10 protein-coding genes and 1 pseudogene are annotated in these 16,034 nt (G+C 74.4%); 7 read left to right on the top strand and 4 right to left on the bottom strand.

What is annotated here, in order from left to right:
- Positions 1–4: 4 nt before the first annotated feature.
- The 5 genes and pseudogenes from OJ254_RS23540 to OJ254_RS23520 all read left to right on the top strand — a co-directional run bounded on the left by OJ254_RS23540 (position 5) and on the right by OJ254_RS23520 (position 11,799).
- Positions 5–5,266: an amino acid adenylation domain-containing protein gene (locus OJ254_RS23540; protein WP_423836033.1), complete on the top strand. Its 5,262-nt coding sequence runs from the start codon at positions 5–7 to the stop codon at positions 5,264–5,266.
- Positions 5,263–9,096, top strand: a pseudogene (locus OJ254_RS23535) (amino acid adenylation domain-containing protein); the annotation flags it as partial. The gene OJ254_RS23540 and the pseudogene OJ254_RS23535, both read left to right, overlap by 4 nt.
- A 191-nt stretch (positions 9,097–9,287) precedes the next feature.
- Positions 9,288–10,829 (top strand): condensation domain-containing protein, encoded by a 1,542-nt coding sequence (locus tag OJ254_RS23530; protein ID WP_265363927.1) that lies wholly within the window; start codon positions 9,288–9,290, stop codon positions 10,827–10,829.
- A 95-nt stretch (positions 10,830–10,924) separates the two neighbouring features.
- Complete coding sequence (locus OJ254_RS23525; RefSeq protein WP_261957632.1) at positions 10,925–11,128, top strand: MbtH family protein; 204 nt, start codon at positions 10,925–10,927, stop codon at positions 11,126–11,128.
- 146 nt (positions 11,129–11,274) lie between these two features.
- Positions 11,275–11,799 (top strand): GNAT family N-acetyltransferase, encoded by a 525-nt coding sequence (locus OJ254_RS23520; protein ID WP_265363926.1) that lies wholly within the window; start codon positions 11,275–11,277, stop codon positions 11,797–11,799.
- Between the two features lie 80 nt (positions 11,800–11,879).
- Here the strand turns inward: OJ254_RS23520 and OJ254_RS23515 are convergent, their stop codons facing one another.
- Both OJ254_RS23515 and OJ254_RS23510 read right to left on the bottom strand, forming a co-directional pair.
- Positions 11,880–12,269 carry a VOC family protein gene (locus tag OJ254_RS23515; protein WP_265363925.1) on the bottom strand — a complete coding sequence of 130 codons (390 nt, stop codon included), beginning with the start codon at positions 12,267–12,269 and terminating at the stop codon, positions 11,880–11,882.
- A 103-nt stretch (positions 12,270–12,372) separates the two neighbouring features.
- The gene (locus tag OJ254_RS23510; protein WP_265363924.1) at positions 12,373–13,179 is read right to left on the bottom strand and encodes an amidohydrolase family protein; all 807 of its coding nucleotides are present in this window, start codon (positions 13,177–13,179) and stop codon (positions 12,373–12,375) included.
- A 98-nt stretch (positions 13,180–13,277) separates the two neighbouring features.
- On the opposite strand from OJ254_RS23510, the gene OJ254_RS23505 reads away from it, so the two are divergent.
- Positions 13,278–13,652: a MerR family transcriptional regulator gene (locus tag OJ254_RS23505; RefSeq protein WP_265363923.1), complete on the top strand. Its 375-nt coding sequence runs from the start codon at positions 13,278–13,280 to the stop codon at positions 13,650–13,652.
- A gap of 5 nt (positions 13,653–13,657) precedes the next feature.
- Here the strand turns inward: OJ254_RS23505 and OJ254_RS23500 are convergent, their stop codons facing one another.
- Positions 13,658–13,843, bottom strand: a complete 186-nt coding sequence (locus OJ254_RS23500) for a hypothetical protein (RefSeq protein WP_265365399.1) — start codon at positions 13,841–13,843, stop codon at positions 13,658–13,660.
- A 320-nt stretch (positions 13,844–14,163) separates the two neighbouring features.
- On the bottom strand, positions 14,164–14,721 hold the full coding sequence (locus OJ254_RS23495) for a TetR/AcrR family transcriptional regulator (protein ID WP_265363922.1): 558 nt from the start codon (positions 14,719–14,721) through the stop codon (positions 14,164–14,166).
- Between the two features lie 93 nt (positions 14,722–14,814).
- Between OJ254_RS23495 and OJ254_RS23490 the strand changes: the two genes are divergently transcribed.
- The gene (locus OJ254_RS23490) at positions 14,815–15,972 is read left to right on the top strand and encodes an FAD-dependent monooxygenase (protein ID WP_265363921.1); all 1,158 of its coding nucleotides are present in this window, start codon (positions 14,815–14,817) and stop codon (positions 15,970–15,972) included.
- Positions 15,973–16,034 lie beyond the last annotated feature (62 nt).

Below are 16,034 nucleotides of genomic sequence, written 5' to 3'. Positions count from 1 at the left end.
CCCGGTGGGCGACCTGCCGCTGCTGTCCGACGCGGAGCGGCACCAGGTCCTGGAGGAGTGGCAGGGCGCCGCACTGCCCGTCCCGGACACCACCTTCCCCGAGCTGTTCGAGGCCCAGGTGGCCCGCACCCCGCACGCCACGGCACTGGTGGCGCGGGACGCCACCCTCGACTTCGCGGAGCTCAACGCCCGCGCCAACCGGCTGGCCCACCACCTCATCTCGCTGGGGGTCGGACCCGAGCGGGTGGTCGCCGTCCAACTCCCGCGCACCTCCGCGATGTTCGTGGCGCTGCTGGCCGTCCTCAAGGCCGGCGGAACCCAGCTGTCCGTCGACCCGGAGCTGCCCGCTGACCGGGTGGCGTACCTGCTCGCGGACGCCGCACCGCAGACCGTGCTCACCCCCGAGGCGCTGCGCGACGCCCCGCTGGACCGGCAGCCCAGCCACAACCCCACCGACGCCGACCGCATCGCCCCGCTGCACCCCGCCCACACCGCCTACCTCACCTACACCTCCGGTTCCACCGGCCGCCCCAAGGGCGTCGCAGTCGAACACCGCCAGCTCGTCAACCTCTGCCACGACCACCGGGAAGGGCTGGTCGCCCCGCACACCACCGACGGCACCCCGCTGCGCGCCGCGCTGAGCGCCGCCTTCTCCTTCGACACCTCCTGGGAGGGCCCGCTGCTGCTGGCCCTCGGACAGCAGGTGCACCTGATCGACGAGGACGTACGGCTCGACCCGGCCGCCTTCGTCGCCCGGATCGCCGACCACCGCCTGGACTGCCTCAACGTGACGCCGTCCTTCCTGCACGAGCTGCTGGCCGCCGGGCTGTTCACCACCGGCGGCCACCGCCCCCGGATCGTCCTGGTGGGCGGCGAGGCCGTCGGCACCGCCGCCTGGCAGCAGCTCCGCGCGCTGCCCGGCGTCACCGCGTACAACATCTACGGCCCCACCGAGTGCACCGTCGACGCCGTCTACGGACGCTTCACCGACCACGCGACGCACCCGGTCATCGGACGGCCCGGCCGCAACCTGCGCGCCTACGTGCTCGACGGCTCCCTGCGGCCGGTACCCGTCGGCGTGCCCGGTGAGCTGTACCTGGCCGGTGCGCAGGTCGCCCGCGGCTACCGGGGCCGGCCGGGCCTGACCGCCGGGCGCTTCGTCGCCGACCCGTTCGGCCCGCCCGGCACCCGGATGTACCGCACCGGCGACCGTGCCCGCCGCCACCCCGGCGGGCTCCTGGAATTCCTCGGCCGCACCGACGACCAGGTCAAGATCCGCGGCTTCCGCATCGAGCCCGGCGAGGTCGAGGCGGCCCTCCTCGACCACCCCGAGGTGGGCGACGCGGTCGTCGCGGCCCGCACCCAGGCCGGCCGCACGATGCTGGTGGCCTACGTCGTGCCGCGCGGCGGCCGACAGCCCGCCGCGGACGCACTCCGCATCCACCTGCGCCGTACGCTGCCCGACTACATGGTCCCCGCGGCCTTCGTCCCGCTCGCGCGGGTGCCGCGGACCAGCAGTGGCAAGACCGACCGGCGCGCCCTGCCCGCACCCCCGCTCCAGCCGGACACCGACACCCCGTACGTGGCCCCGCGTACCGACACCGAGACCCTGCTCGCCGGGATCTGGGCCGAGGTCCTCGGCACGCCCCGGATCGGCGTCGAGGACAATTTCTTCGCCCTCGGCGGCGACTCGATCCTCAGCATCCAGATCGTCTCCCGGGCCCGTCAGGCCGGACTCGCCCTCACCTCCAAGGACGTCTTCCGCCACCAGACCGTCGCCGAACTCGCCCTGCGCACCGCGCAGGTCGCCGCCCCGCCGGCCGCCGACGCCACCGCCCCGGCCGGGCCCGCGCCGCTCACGCCCATCCAGCGCTGGTACCTCGACGGCCGCCGGCCCGGCGACCGGCTGCACTTCACCATGACCCAGCGGCTGGAACTCGCCCCCGGAACCGACCCGGAGGCACTGCGCCGCGCCGTCGACGCCCTGATCGCCCACCACCCGGCGCTGCGCACCCGGTTCCGCCCCACCGACGGCACCTGGCACCAGGAGGTGCTGCCCGCCGCACCCGGCGACGCCTTCGCCCACCACGACCTGACCGGCCTCGACGACCGCGCGCAGGAGGACGCCGTCCAGCGCGCGGCCGCCGACGCACAGACCTCCCTGGATCCCACCGAGGGTCGCGTCCTGCGCGCCCTCCTCTTCGACCGCGGCCCCGGCCGTCCGCCCCAACTCGTCCTCACCGCACACCACTTGGTCGTCGACGGGGTGTCCTGGCGCATCCTGCTGGCCGACCTGGAGGCCGCCCACCGCAACACCTCCGCCGGCCGCCCGGCCGCCCTGCCCCCGGCGAGCACCGGCTACCCGCAGTGGGCCGACCGCCTGCAACGGCACACCCGCTCCGGCGCCTTCGACGGCGACCTGCCGTACTGGACCCGGGTCTGCGGCACGCCCGCGGACCTCCCCGCCGACCGGCCCGGCGCCCACCCGAAGGGCGCCGCCGCCACCGTGACCGTCCGCCTGGGCCGGGACGCGACCGACGCCCTGCTGCGCCAGGTACCGGACGTCTACCGCACCCAGGTCAACGACGTCCTGCTCAGCGCCCTGGGCCGCACCCTGAGCCGCTGGAGCGGCCGGGACACCGTCCTCCTCGGCATCGAGGGGCACGGCCGCGAGGACCTCTTCGACGACCTGGACCTGTCCCGCACGGTCGGCTGGTTCACCGCGGAATTCCCGCTCGCCCTGACCGTCGACCCGGAAGCCGACTGGCGCGACACCGTCCGCTCCGTCAAGGAACAGCTACGGGCCGTCCCGCTGCGCGGACTGAGCTACGGCGCGCTGCGCCACCTCGCCCCCCACGCCCCGCTGCCCGACGCGCCGCGGCCGCGCATCGGCTTCAACTACCACGGCCGGTGGGACGTCGCCGCCACGGACCGGCCGGCGGACGACGGGCTCTACCGCGCCGCCCTGCCGCCCGCCGGACAGGACACCGACCCCGACGAGGAACGCAGCTATCTGCTCGACGTGACCGGCGTGGTCCAGGACGGCCGGCTCGAACTCGGCTGGACCTACCCGCCCGCCGTCTACGACGAGGCCTCCGTGCGCCGCCTCGCCGAGGACACCCTCGCGGCGCTGGACGAGATCGTCGCGCACTGCGCCCGCCCGGACACCGGCGGCCGCACTCCGTCCGACTTCCCGCTCGCCGGACTCGACCAGCACCAGGTGGACCTGCTCGCCGGTGACGGCCGCGACGTGGCTGACATCCACCCGCTGACCCCGCTCCAGGCCGGCATGCTCTTCCACCAGCTGGTCGACGACGCCGGTGCCTACTTCGACCAGATGGCGGTCCGGATCGCCGGCATCGCCGATCCGCACGCCTTCGCCGCGGCCTGGCAGCGGGTCGCCGACCACACCCCGGCCCTGCGCAGCAGCGTCCACTGGCACGGCCTGCCGCACCCCGTCCAGGTCGTCCACCGGCACGCCGAGCTGCCCGTCACCCACCACGACTGGCGGACCCTGACGCCCGGCGAACGCGACCGGGCGCAAGAGAAGCTGCTCGCCGAGGAACGCGCCACCGGCGTGGACCTCACCCGCGCCCCGCTCAGCCGGATCGCGGTGGCCGCGCTGCCCGACGACGAGATCGTCCTGGTGTGGTCCTCGCACCACCTGATGCTCGACGGCTGGAGCACCGGCCAGATCTTCACCGACGTGTGCGCGCAGTACGCCGCCGCGGCCCGCGGCACCACCCTCCGCCCGCCGGCCCGCCGCCCGTTCCGGGACTTCCTCCAGTGGCTGGCCGACCAGGACGAGGAGCGGGCCGAGCGGCACTGGGCCGACGCGCTGGCCGGATGCACCGCCCGCACCCCGCTCCCGTACGACCGGCGGCCCGCCGAGGCGCACCGCGCCCGGGCGACCGACAGCGTCGCCGTCGAACTCACCCCCGAGGTCTCCGACCGGCTGCGCACCATGGCCGGCCGCCACGGGCTCACCGTCAACACCGTCGTCCAGGGCGCCTGGGCGCTGCTGCTGGCCCGCTCCGGCGGCCGCCGGGACGTGGTGTTCGGCACCACCGTCTCCGGCCGCCCGGCCGAACTGGCCGGCGTGGCATCCATGGTCGGCATGTTCATCAACACCGTCCCGACCCGGGCCCGGATCGACGGCGCCCGGACCGTGCCGGACTGGCTGCGCGACCTCCAGGAGCAGCAGAGCGACTCCCGCCGCTACGACTTCGTCTCGCTCGCCCGCATCCAGGCACTCAGCGAACTCCCCGCGGGGGAGCCGCTGTTCGACAGCATGGTGGTCTTCGAGAACTACCCCTTCGACGAGACGGCCGCGGCCGACGCCGGCATCCGCATCACCGACGTGCGGGCCGATGACGCCCCCACCTTCCCGCTGTGCCTGCGCGCCTACCTCGCCGACCGCCTCGGCTTCGGCCTCGCCTACGACCCGGCGCTGTTCGACCGCACCACCGTGGAGCGCACCGCGGACCGGCTGCGGGCCCTGCTCACCGCCGTCGCCGACGGCGCCGCCCGGACCGTGGACGACCTCGACCCGCTCACCGACGCCGACCGCGCCCTGCTGGACCGGTGGAACACCCCGGCGCGCCAGGCGGCGCCCGGTTCCCCGGTGGCCCTCTTCGCCGAGCAGGTGCGCCGCACCCCGGACGCCCTCGCCGTCAGCGACGCCGGACAAGAGCTGACGTACCGTCAACTGGATGAGTGGGCGGACAAGTTGGGTCATCGTCTGCGTGCCGCGGGGCTGCCCGCCGAGGGGCGGGTGGCGCTGCTCATGGACCGCTCGGTGGCCCTCGTCGTGGCCCAGCTCGCGGTCCTCAAGGCCGGCGGTGCCTACGTCCCGGTGGACGTCCGCGCCCCCGAGGAGCGCCGCCGCACCCTGCTCCGGCAGGCGGGGGTCACGGTGCGGCTGACCGACCGGGACGTGACCGACGCCCGTGCCGACGGCCCGGCCGGCCCACCGCCGCCGGCGGTCACCGACCCCGACCGCCTCGCGTACGTGATGTTCACCTCCGGATCGACCGGTGAGCCCAAGGCCGTCGGGGTGCGCCACCGCGATGTGGCCGCGCTCGCCACCGACAGCCGCTTCCAGGGCCCCGTCTGCGAACGCGTCCTGCTGCACTCTCCCGTGGCGTTCGACGCCGCCACCTTCGAGGTCTGGGCGCCGCTGCTGAACGGCGGCCGCATCGTGGTCGCCCCGCCGGGCGACGTGAACGCGGCCCTGCTGCGGCGGCTGGCCGGCGGGGAGAGGTGACCGCGCTGTGGCTGACGGCCGGGCTGTTCCGGCTGCTGGCACAGGACGCGCCGGACTGCTTCGCGGGACTGCGCCAGGTGTGGACCGGCGGTGACGTGGTCCCGGCCGCGGCCGTGCGCCGGGTCCTCGACGCCTGCCCCGGCCTGACCGTCGTGGACGGCTACGGCCCGACCGAGACCACCACCTTCGCCACCACCCACGCCATGACCGACGCGGCCGCGGTACCCGACCCGGTGCCCATCGGACGCCCCCTCGACGACATGCGGGTGCACGTCCTCGACGCGCGGCTCCGGCCCGTACCGCCCGGCACCGTCGGGGAGCTCTACCTGGCCGGCGAGGGCGTGGCCCGCGGCTACCTCGGCCGGCCCGGAGCGAGTGCCGAACGCTTCCTCGCCGACCCCGCCGGTCCGCCCGGCACCCGGATGTACCGCACCGGCGACCTCGCCCGACGGCACCCCGACGGCACCGTCGAGTTCCTCGGCCGCGCCGACGACCAGGTCAAGATCCGTGGTTTCCGCGTCGAACCCGGCGAGGTCGAGGGAGCCCTGGCCGCCCACCCCGCCGTCGCGGACGTGGCCGTGGTGGCCCGCGAAGGGCGGTCCGGCGCGAAACAGCTCGTCGCCTACGTCGTCGGACACGACGGACTCGACCCCGACGCGCTGCACGCCCACGCCCGCCGCACCCTCCCCGACTACCTCGTGCCCACCGCCGTCGTCCCGCTGGACGCACTGCCGCTCAGCACCAACGGCAAGGTCGACCGGGCCGCCCTGCCGGCCCCGGACGCCCCCACCGGCCGGCCGCGAGCCGTCGCACCGCGCACCGACGCCGAACGCCGCACCGCCGCCATCTGGGCCGACGTCCTCGGCGTACCCGAAGTCGGCGTGACGGACGACTTCTTCGCCCTCGGCGGCGACTCCATCCTCAGCATCCGGCTCACCTCGCGGCTCGCGGAGGCCTTCGGCACCGAGCTGACCCCGCGGGCGGTGTTCAGCCACCCGACCCCGGCCGCCCTCGCCGCGCTGCTCACCGCGCCCGGACAGAGCGCCGGCCGGCCGGGCGCCGCGCTGGTCCCGGTCGGCCGCGACACCCCGCTGCCGCAGTCCTTCGCCCAGCAACGCCTGTGGTTCCTGGACTCGTTCGCGCCGGAGAGCACCGAGTACCTCACCCCGCTCGCCCTGCGGCTGCGCGGCCGACTGGACACCACCGCGCTCGCCGCCGCCCTGACCGCCCTGGCGGCCCGGCACGAATCGCTGCGCACCACCTTCGACTCCGTCGACGGCCAGGGCGTCCAGATCGTCCACCCGCCGCAGGACGTCCCGCTGCCGCTGCACGATCTGACGGAGCTGCCGCCCGGCGACCGCCCGGTGAGGCTGGCGCAGCTGCTCGCCGAAGAGCGCACCCGCCCCTTCGACCTGCGCCGCGGGCCCCTGCTGCGGGCCGGGCTGATCCGGCTCGCGGACGACCACCACGTCCTGACCCTGACCCTGCACCACATCATCACCGACGGCTGGTCGACCGGGATCCTCACCGGCGACCTGGCCCACCTCTACCGCGCCGCGCTGACCGGCACCCCCGCCACGCTGCCGGCGCTGCCCGTCCAGTACGCCGACGTCGCCCAGTGGCAGCGCACCGCGCTCACCGGCCCGGCCGCCGAGGACCAGCTGCGCTGGTGGAAGGAGCGGCTGACCGGCATCGAACCGCTCCAGCTGCCCACCGACCGGCCCCGGCCACCGGTCCGCACCCGGCACGGCGCCACGACCGGATTCGTCCTGCCGCCGGAAACCGCCCACCGGCTCGCCGAGTTCGGCCGGACCCGGCAGACCACCCTGTTCATGACCCTGGTCGCCGCGGTCCAGACGCTCCTCGCCCGGCTCTCCGGACAGCGGGACATCGCCGTCGGCACGGTCACCTCGGGCCGCGAACGCCCGGAGACCCAGCGCCTGATCGGCTTCTTCGTCAACACCCTGGTGCTGCGCTCCACCGTCGAACCGGAGCGGTCCTTCCCGGACTTCCTCGCCGACGTCCGTGACACCGTGCTGGACGCGTTCGCGCACCAGGACGTGCCGTTCGAGCGGGTCGTGGACGAGGTCCAGCCGGACCGCGACACCAGCCGCACCCCGCTCTTCCAGGCCATGGTGGTCCTGCAGAACGCCCCCGGCGCGCCGATGGACCTGCCCGGCCTCCGGGTCAGCGACATCGAGCCCGAGCGGGACGAGGCCGCCTTCGACGTCACCCTGGAGTTCGCCGAGGCGGACTCCGGCGCCCTGCACGGGCTGCTCACCTACCACTCCGACCTGTTCGACGCGGACACCGCACGCCGGATGGCCGATCAGCTCACCACCCTGCTCACCGCCCTCGCCGACGACCCCGACCGCCCGCTCGGCGCGCTCCCGCTGGCCCCCGCCGACGAACTGCGGCGCCTGCTCACCGACCGGCACGGCGACGCGCACCAGGTCCCGCCGGCCACCCTGCCCGAGCTGTTCGCACGGCAGGTCACCCGGCGGCCCGACGCTCCGGCCCTCGCCGAGGGCGACCGCGTACTGACCTACGCCGAGCTGGACACCGCCGCCAACCGCCTGGCCCACCGGCTGATCTCCCGCGGCGTCGGCCCGGAACGCCTGGTCGCCCTGGCGCTGCCGCGCGGCGCCGACATGGTCGTGGCGCAACTGGCGGTGGCGAAGGCCGGCGGCGCCTTCCTGCCCGTCGACCCCGCCTACCCGGCCGAGCGCCGGGAGTTCATGGTCCGCGACTCCGCGGCGGCCCTGGTCCTCGACGACCCGGCGGAGGTGTGGCGCCCCGACGGCCCCGCGACCGCCCCCACCGACGCGGACCGCCCGGCCCCCCTCACCACCGACCACCCCGCCTACGTCATCTACACCTCCGGCTCCACCGGCACCCCCAAGGCCGTGGTCGTGACGCACACCGGACTCGCCGGCTTCGCCGCGGCCGCCGCCGACCGCTACGACGTACAACCCGGCGACCGGATCCTCCAGTTCGCCTCGCCCAGCTTCGACGCCTCCGTCCTGGAGCTGTGCGTCTCCCTGCTCGCCGGCGCCACCCTGATCGCGGGGGAGGAGGGCCCCCTGGTCGGCGACCGCCTCGCCCAGGTGCTCGCCGGCCGGCGGATCACCCACACCCTGATCCCGCCCGCCGCCCTCGCCACCGTCCCGCCCGAAACGGCCGGCACCCTGCCGGACCTGCGCACCCTCATCGTCGGCGCCGAGGCCTGCCCGGCCGACCTCGTCGACCACTGGGCCCCGGGCCGCCGCATGATCAACTCCTACGGCCCCACCGAGGCCACCGTGGTGGCCACCTGGACCGGACCGCTCATCCCCGGCGCCGACGCCCCGCCCATCGGCCACCCCGTCGACGGCACCCGCGCCTACGTCCTCGACGCCGCCCTGCGCCCCGTACCGGTCGGCGTCACCGGCGAGCTGTACGTGGCCGGCGCCGGACTCGCCCGCGGCTACCTGGCCCGCCCCGGACTGACCGCCGCCCGCTTCCCGGCCGACCCCTTCGGCCCGCCCGGCAGCCGGATGTACCGCACCGGAGACCTGGTGCGGTGGGGCGCCGACGGCCAACTCCGGTACGCCGGACGCGCCGACGACCAGGTCAAGGTCCGCGGATACCGCATCGAACCCGGCGAGATCGAGAGCGCACTGCGCCGCGTCCCGCAGGTCCGGGACGCCGCGGTCGTGGTCCGCAGCACCGGCCCGTCCGGCGCCGAGCCCCCCGCCCCCGGCCGGCTGGTCGCCTACGTCGTCCCCGCCGACGGGCCACCCGACGCCCTGGACGTCCAGGAACTGCGCGCGGACCTCGCCCACACCCTCCCGTCCCACATGGTGCCGTCGGTGTTCGTCCCGCTGGCGGAGCTGCCCCTCACCCCAACGGCAAGACCGACCGCCGGGCGCTGCCCGCACCCGCCCCGTCCACCGTCCCCACCGCCCACCACATCGCCCCGCGCACGGACACCGAACGCCGTATCGCGCAGATCTGGGCCGAGGTCCTCGGCCTCGACACCGTGGGCGCCGACGACAACTTCTTCGCCCTCGGCGGCGATTCGATCCTCAGCATGCAGGTCGTCTCACGGCTGCGCCGCACCGGACTGCACCTCGCGACCAAGGACCTCTTCACCCACCAGACCGTCGCCGAACTGGCCACCGTGGTCACCACCGGACCCGACCGGGCCGACGACGGCCCGGTCACCGGCGACCTGCCCCTCACCCCCATCCAGCACTGGTTCCTGACCACCCCCCGCGCCAACCACCACCACTTCAACCAGTCCGCACTGCTCGAACTCGACGGCGAACCCGACCCCACGGCCCTGGAAGCGGCGCTCACCGCCCTCCTCACCCACCACGACGCCCTCCGCCTGCGCTTCACCGAACAGGAGGGCCGCTGGCACCAGCACAACCCGCCCCCGCCCGCCACCCCGGACCGCCTCCTCACCCGCCACGACCTGACCGGCCTCACCCCCGACCAGACCGACACCGCCCTCCGCACCACCGCCGACACACTGCACACCGGCCTCGACATCGGCCGGGGCCCGCTGCTCCGCGCCGCGCTCTTCACCGGCGGCCGGGACCACCCCGGCTACCTGCTCCTGGTGGCCCACCACCTCGTCATCGACGCGGTGTCCTGGCGGATCCTCCTCGACGACCTGGACACCGCCTACCACCAGGCCGCCCAGGGCCACCCGGTCACGCTCGGCGCCCGCACCACCTCCTTCCGCGACTGGGCCCGCGGCCTCGCCGCACACGTCGCCGCGGGCGCCCTGGACCACGAACTCCCTTACTGGGAAGAGGCGTTGAACTCCGCCCCGCTCCCGGTGGACCACACCCCGGAGCCCGCCACCACCGCCGAAACCAGGACCCTGACCCGCACCCTGGACGAGTCCGACACCACCGCACTCCTCCGGGCCGCCCCCACCGCCTACCGCACCCGCATCAACGACGTCCTGCTCGCCGCCCTCGCCCTCGCCCTGGCCCGCTGGACCGACCGGGACCGGGTCTCCGTGGACCTCGAAGGACACGGCCGCGAGGACGTCCTGGACGGTGTCGACCTCTCCCGCACCGTCGGCTGGTTCACCACCGTCCACCCGGTCGGCCTGCACATCCCCGACCGCGCCGACCTCGGCCCCACCCGGGACTGGCGCGCCCTGGTCAAGTCCGTCCGACGCCAACTCCGCACCGTCCCCGGCAACGGCCTCGGCTTCGGCGCCCTGCGCACGTACGGCAGCCCGGACATCCGCCGGCGCCTGGAGCGCACCGGCCACGGCCGACTCGTCTTCAACTACCTCGGCCAATGGGACGCCCGCCGCACCGGAACCGACACCGGCGGCGGCCTGATCCGCGCCGAACACGGCAGCTTCGGCCAGGACCACGACCCCCGCGACCCCGGCTCCCACCTCCTGGAGGCGGTCGGCGCCGTCCAGAACGGCCGCCTCACCTTCACCTGGCACTACCGCCCCGACACCCACGAGGAGACCACCGTCCGCGCCGTCGCCGAGGACTTCACCGAGGCCCTCCACCAGATAGCCCGGCACGCCCGCAATAGCCTCTGAACCACACCACCGTCCCACCAGAACCCTTCGACCCATCTCCACCCATCCATCCACCTCAACCCGGCTCAACCCGGCTCAACCCAAGGAGAATCGACATGGACGAGAACGCCCGCTACCAGGTCCTGCGCAACGACGAGGACCAGTACTCGCTCTGGCTCGCCGACCTGGAGATCCCCGCCGGCTGGCACGCCGTCGGCAAGGAGGGCACCCAGGACGAGTGCTCCGCCTACGTCGACGAGGTCTGGACCGACATGCGCCCCCGCAGCCTGCGCGAGCGCATGGAGAACGCCGACGCCTGACCGGCCGTCACCGGCACCGTGGGGCGCGGCACCCGCCGCGCCCCACGCCGACCGAGCGACACGTCCCCCCACACACCCCGCACCCCTCGGACATCCCTATGTGGCCCTCCGCCCGCGGCCCTCCCATCGAGACAAGGACGTCTGCCATGACCCCGACCCTGCGTACCGCACGACTGGTCTTCCTCCCCTACCGCCCCGAGGACGAGGACGTCTTCGTCGAGCTCCTCAGCGACGAAGTGGTCTGTCGCTGGATGGGCCAGGAGAGATGCTCCGAACCGGAGATCCGCACCATCTACCGCTCGATCCTCACCGACGTCTACGGCAAGAACCTCTTCGACGTGTGGGGCGTGTGGTCCGACGGCGACTACATCGGCCACGCCGAGATCAAGAAGACCGGCAACGTCGACGGCCACGAGGCCATCGCCGCCCTGGTCAGAAAACACTGGGGCCAGGGGCTCGGCGGCGAACTCGTCCAGGGCCTGCTGACCTACGCCGCGGACACCCTCGGCCTCAAAGAGGTCTACGGCATGGTCGGCGCCGAGAACACCGCCAGCCTCGCCCTCTGCGAACGACTCGGCTTCCGCCACGTGCGCGACGTCGTCTCGGACACCGGGACGGTCACGAAGATGCTGGTGGTCTCCACGGTGAACGACACCCCGGACTTCTCCTGAAGCGGCCTCCAGGGCCATCCTGCTCCGCCTGCCCGCCGCGGCCGCACCCCTTGCCGGGGTGCGGCCTTCGGCGCAGGTGCTTACGCCGGCCAGCCGCCGTACGGCACGGTGATGAGCTCCATCGCATGACCCGCCGGGTCCAGGAAATACACGCCCCGGCCACCGTCGTTGTGGTTGATCGAGCCGGGGTGCCGCTGGTGCGGATCGGCCCAGTGCTCGATGCCGCGCTGCTCGATCTGCGCGTACGCCCGGCCGAACTCCTCCTCGGAGACCAGGAAGGCGTAGTGCTGCGGGGTGATGTCGTCCGCGGGGATCGTGGCGAAATCCAGCGTGACGCCGTTGCTCAGACCGACGGCGATGAACGGGCCCCACTCCGCGGTGATCTCAAGGCCCAGCAGGTCCGCGAAGAAGGCGGCGGACTCCCGGTTGTCCCGGGCGTGGATGATCGTGTGGTTCAACTCGACTGACAAGGAATGCCTCCGAAGGCATCTCCCGACACCTCCATGCCTCACCCAGCCGGTGACCGACACGCGATGTCGCCGCAGAGCGTAGCCGACCTGTCCGCGGAGTGCGTCATCCCAGGCCCAGCAACTCCGCCAGGTTCCCGCCCAGCACCCGCTCCCGGACCTCGCCGGGCGGCGTGACCCGCTCCACGGTGGCGCGGGACAGGACCGGGTCGCCATACGGGGCGTCGGAGCCGAAGAGGGTGCGGGTGGGGAGTTCCTGGATGGCCAGCCGGACGGCGAAGACGATGTTCGCCGTGGACAGTTCCAGATAGAGGTTGGGCGTGGCCTGGGCCAGTTCGACCGCTGCCATCCAGTGCGCCCCGGCCAGTTGGCTGATCACCAACGGCACCTTCGGGTAGCGGGCCGCCAGTTCCGCCAGGGTGCGCACGTCCGCCGCCGTCGTGGGGGCGTAGCCGTGGACGACCACGGGAAGCCCGCCGTGGTCGTGGGCGGCCCGGAGCACCGGCTCGACCAGGGCCGCCCCGTCCGGGGGCGGGGTGAGCTCCCCGATGCCGTGCAGTCCGCGGCCGGCCACTTCCCGCGCCACCCACGCCGCCGTCCCCGCCCCGTCCAGGCCCAGCGGTACCGAGCCGAAGCCCAGGAACCGGGTCGGGTGGGCGGCCAGCGCTTCGTCCAACTCCCGCCACGCGGCGGCGTACCCGTCGTCACCGGCGGGGCCCGTACGGCCGTCGGAACCACCACTCAGCGCCCGTTCCAGCACGCCCATCTCGCGGCGGAGGGAGGCCAGGTCCGTCGCTTGCTCCGGGTGCGGACGCGTGGGGAAGAGGACCGTGCGGTCCACGCCCGCGTCGTCCAGCGCGGCCAGGTGGAGGTCCAGCGGGTCGTGGACGTGGCTGTGGGCATCGATGATCATGTGGGCCTTCCTGAGGTGCGGGCCACCGGCGGAATGCGGGCGGCGGGAGCAGTGTTGATCCCTGACACCGTGGGAAGGTCAAGCGAGAGGGGGAGGCCGTGCTGATCGGGGAGCTGGCCGAGCGGACCGGGACCAGCGAGCGGCTGCTGCGCTACTACGAGCGGGCGGGGCTGCTGCGGCCCGAGCGGCTGGCCAACGGCTATCGGACCTACGCGGATGCCGACACCGCCGCCGTACGGCGCATCCGGGCCCTCCTCGCGGCCGGGCTGCCCACCCGGGTCATCCGCCAGGTGCTGCCCTGCACCACCGATACGGCCGCGGTACGGCCCTGCCCCGGCGTGCTCGACGCGCTCCGGGACCAGCTGCGCACCCTCGACCGGCGGTCCGCCGAGCTCGCGGCGGCCCGCGAGGTGCTACGGGAGACGATCGCGGGCGCGGAGGGGCGGCGCGGGGCCGCCCCGCCCGGCCCTTGAACTCCTCACTCGTCGTCTTCCGCCCGGCGCTCGCCCTCCGCCTGGGAAGGCTGGGTCCGCATCGTCTCGGGGTGCTGCGGCTGGCCCGGATCCATGTCCTCCTCCAGCCGTTCGCCCTCGGCCTGCGACGGAGTCGTGTATTCGTCGTACTGGCTCATGGCCGCCTCCGCGTACTGGCTCGTGGCCGCCATTGCGGTCGGAACGCCTGCCTGCATCACGAGCGTAACGCTTCCGGTGACCGACGGCCCGTGCTGGCCGGCGGCCCTCGCGACCGGCCCCCCGCCGCCCACGCGGACACGGGGAGGAGGAGAATCGGGCCATGGCAAATAGTGCAGGGGCAAAAGCAGTTGTGATCGGAATCGCCGCGCTCGGGGTGGTCACCGCACTCGCCGTGCTGTGGCTGTTCAGCTTCTTCGGATCGGTCTTCTTCGGCTGGGAGCCCGTGAGCCCCTGAGCGGCCGTGCGGGGCGGCCGCGCAGCGTGCCTCCCCGCGACCACCCGCCTCTCCGGGCTACCGCAACGCGGTCCCGATCAGCCCCCGGATCTCCTCCTCCAGTACGCCCCCGCCGCCCAGCAGTCGGTCGAAGACCAGCCCGTCCACGCAGGCCAGCAGGGTGAGCGTGCGGCCCTCGGCATCGGCCACACCCTGCGCGGCCAGGAAGTCGCGCACGGTGTCCCGGCCGGCGTTCTCCCGCGGTACCAGGATCTCCCGCAGCTCGGGATGGCGCGCGCTCTCCAGCGCGCACGCATAGCGCGCGAGGGACCGCTGCCGCCCTTCTCCCGTGAGCCGCCGCTCCACGAACGCACCGATCTGAGCGGCCAGTTCGTCGGCGTCGCGCGGCATAGGCAGCTCTTCCCCCGCCCTCTCCAGCTCCGCCTGGTCGCGTGCGACGAGCCGCCGGACCAGCGCGGTGAGCAGCGCCTGCCGGGTGCGGAAGTACGCGGAAGTGGTGCCCGCCGGCAGGTCCGCCGCGCGGTCCACGGCCCGGTGGGTCAGTCCCCGCAGCCCGTCATCGGCGAGTACGTCGATGGCGGCGTCGGCGAGGACCGTACGTCGATCTGTGGTCACCCCTCCTTTCTACACCTGTAGAGGCAGGGGCTACGATCTTCTACATCTGTAGAAGGCCAGGGAAGGGCCTGTGCGGGAAGAGAGGGGACCGTTGTGAGCAGCAGCGCGGTGGTGGTCGGGGGAGGCATCGGCGGGCTGGCCGCGGCGCTCGGCCTGCGCCGGATCGGCTGGGACGTGACCGTCGTCGAACGCGCCCCCGTCCTCGACGACGCCGGCGCGGGCATCTCCCTGCACGCCAACGGCATCCGCGCCCTGGACGCCCTCGGCGTCGGCGCGGCGGTACGCGCAGCGGCACGGCCGCAGTACGTCGGCGGCACCCGCACGCCGGACGGACGCCGGCTGGCCCGTATGGACGGCGTCGCGCTGGAGCGCGAACTGGGCACCCCGATCGTGGGCATCCCGCGCGCGACCCTCCACCGGGTGCTCCGCGACGCCCTGCCGGCCGGGTCACTCCTCATCGGCGCCGAGGTGACCTCCGTGGACCGCTCCGATCCGGCCCGGGTGCGGATACCCGTGGGGGAGACCGTTCTCGACGCGGATCTGGTGGTGGCCGCCGACGGCATCAACAGCCGGCTGCGCGGCCAGTTCTTGCCCGGCCACCCCGGGCCCGCCTACAGCGGTTCGACCGTACTGCGCGCCCTCACCGAGCACCCGGTCGAGCTGCGCACCGACTTCGAACTGACCTGGGGTCCGGGCGCCGAGTTCGGCCACATCGCCTTCACGGACGGCCGCGCCGAATGGCACGCCGTCCTCAACTCGCCCGCCGGTGTGCGCTTCCCCGACCCGCTCGCCGAGATGCGCCGCCGCTTCGGCGACTGGCACGACCCCATCCCGGCCCTGCTGGACGCCACCCGTCCCGAGGCCGTCCTGCACCACGACATCAACGAACTGGCCACCCCGCTGCCCACCTACGCCGTGGGCCGGACCGCCCTGCTCGGCGACGCGGCGCACGCCATGACCCCGAACCTCGGCCAGGGCGCCTGCCAGGCACTGGAGGACGCGGCCACACTCGCCGCCGCCCTGGCCACCGAGCCCGGCGTTGAGGCGGCGCTGACCCGCTACGACGCGGAACGTCGCCCCCGCAGCCAGTCCGTCGCCCGCGCCGCCCGCCAGGCCGGCCGGATGGGACAGCAACTGACCCACCCCGTGGCCCTCGCCCTGCGCAACACGGCCCTCCGGCTCGCCCCGTCCCGCGCCACGGTCCGCACCATCCTGCGCCATGCCGACTGGACGCCGCCGCGACTGCCCTGACGGGACGTGGCGAGGGTCGGGGGACCGGCGCGGTACGTACCGGACGCGCGTCAGGCCGTGGC

The organism is Streptomyces endophytica, assembly GCF_026153355.1.
In the GTDB taxonomy this organism is placed as follows: domain Bacteria; phylum Actinomycetota; class Actinomycetes; order Streptomycetales; family Streptomycetaceae; genus Streptomyces; species Streptomyces endophytica.
The sequence above is the reverse complement of the archived record's forward strand: the minus strand, read 5'-3'. Positions and strand labels throughout refer to the sequence as shown.

Excerpts from the sequence above, each read along its gene's own strand:
- OJ254_RS23525 (WP_261957632.1), top strand. The coding sequence starts at position 10,925 with ATGGACGAGAACGCCCGCTACCAGGTCCTGCGCAACGACGAGGACCAG.
- OJ254_RS23520 (WP_265363926.1), top strand. The coding sequence starts at position 11,275 with ATGACCCCGACCCTGCGTACCGCACGACTGGTCTTCCTCCCCTACCGC.
- OJ254_RS23510 (WP_265363924.1), bottom strand. The coding sequence starts at position 13,179 with ATGATCATCGATGCCCACAGCCACGTCCACGACCCGCTGGACCTCCAC.
- OJ254_RS23500 (WP_265365399.1), bottom strand. The coding sequence starts at position 13,843 with ATGGCGGCCACGAGCCAGTACGCGGAGGCGGCCATGAGCCAGTACGAC.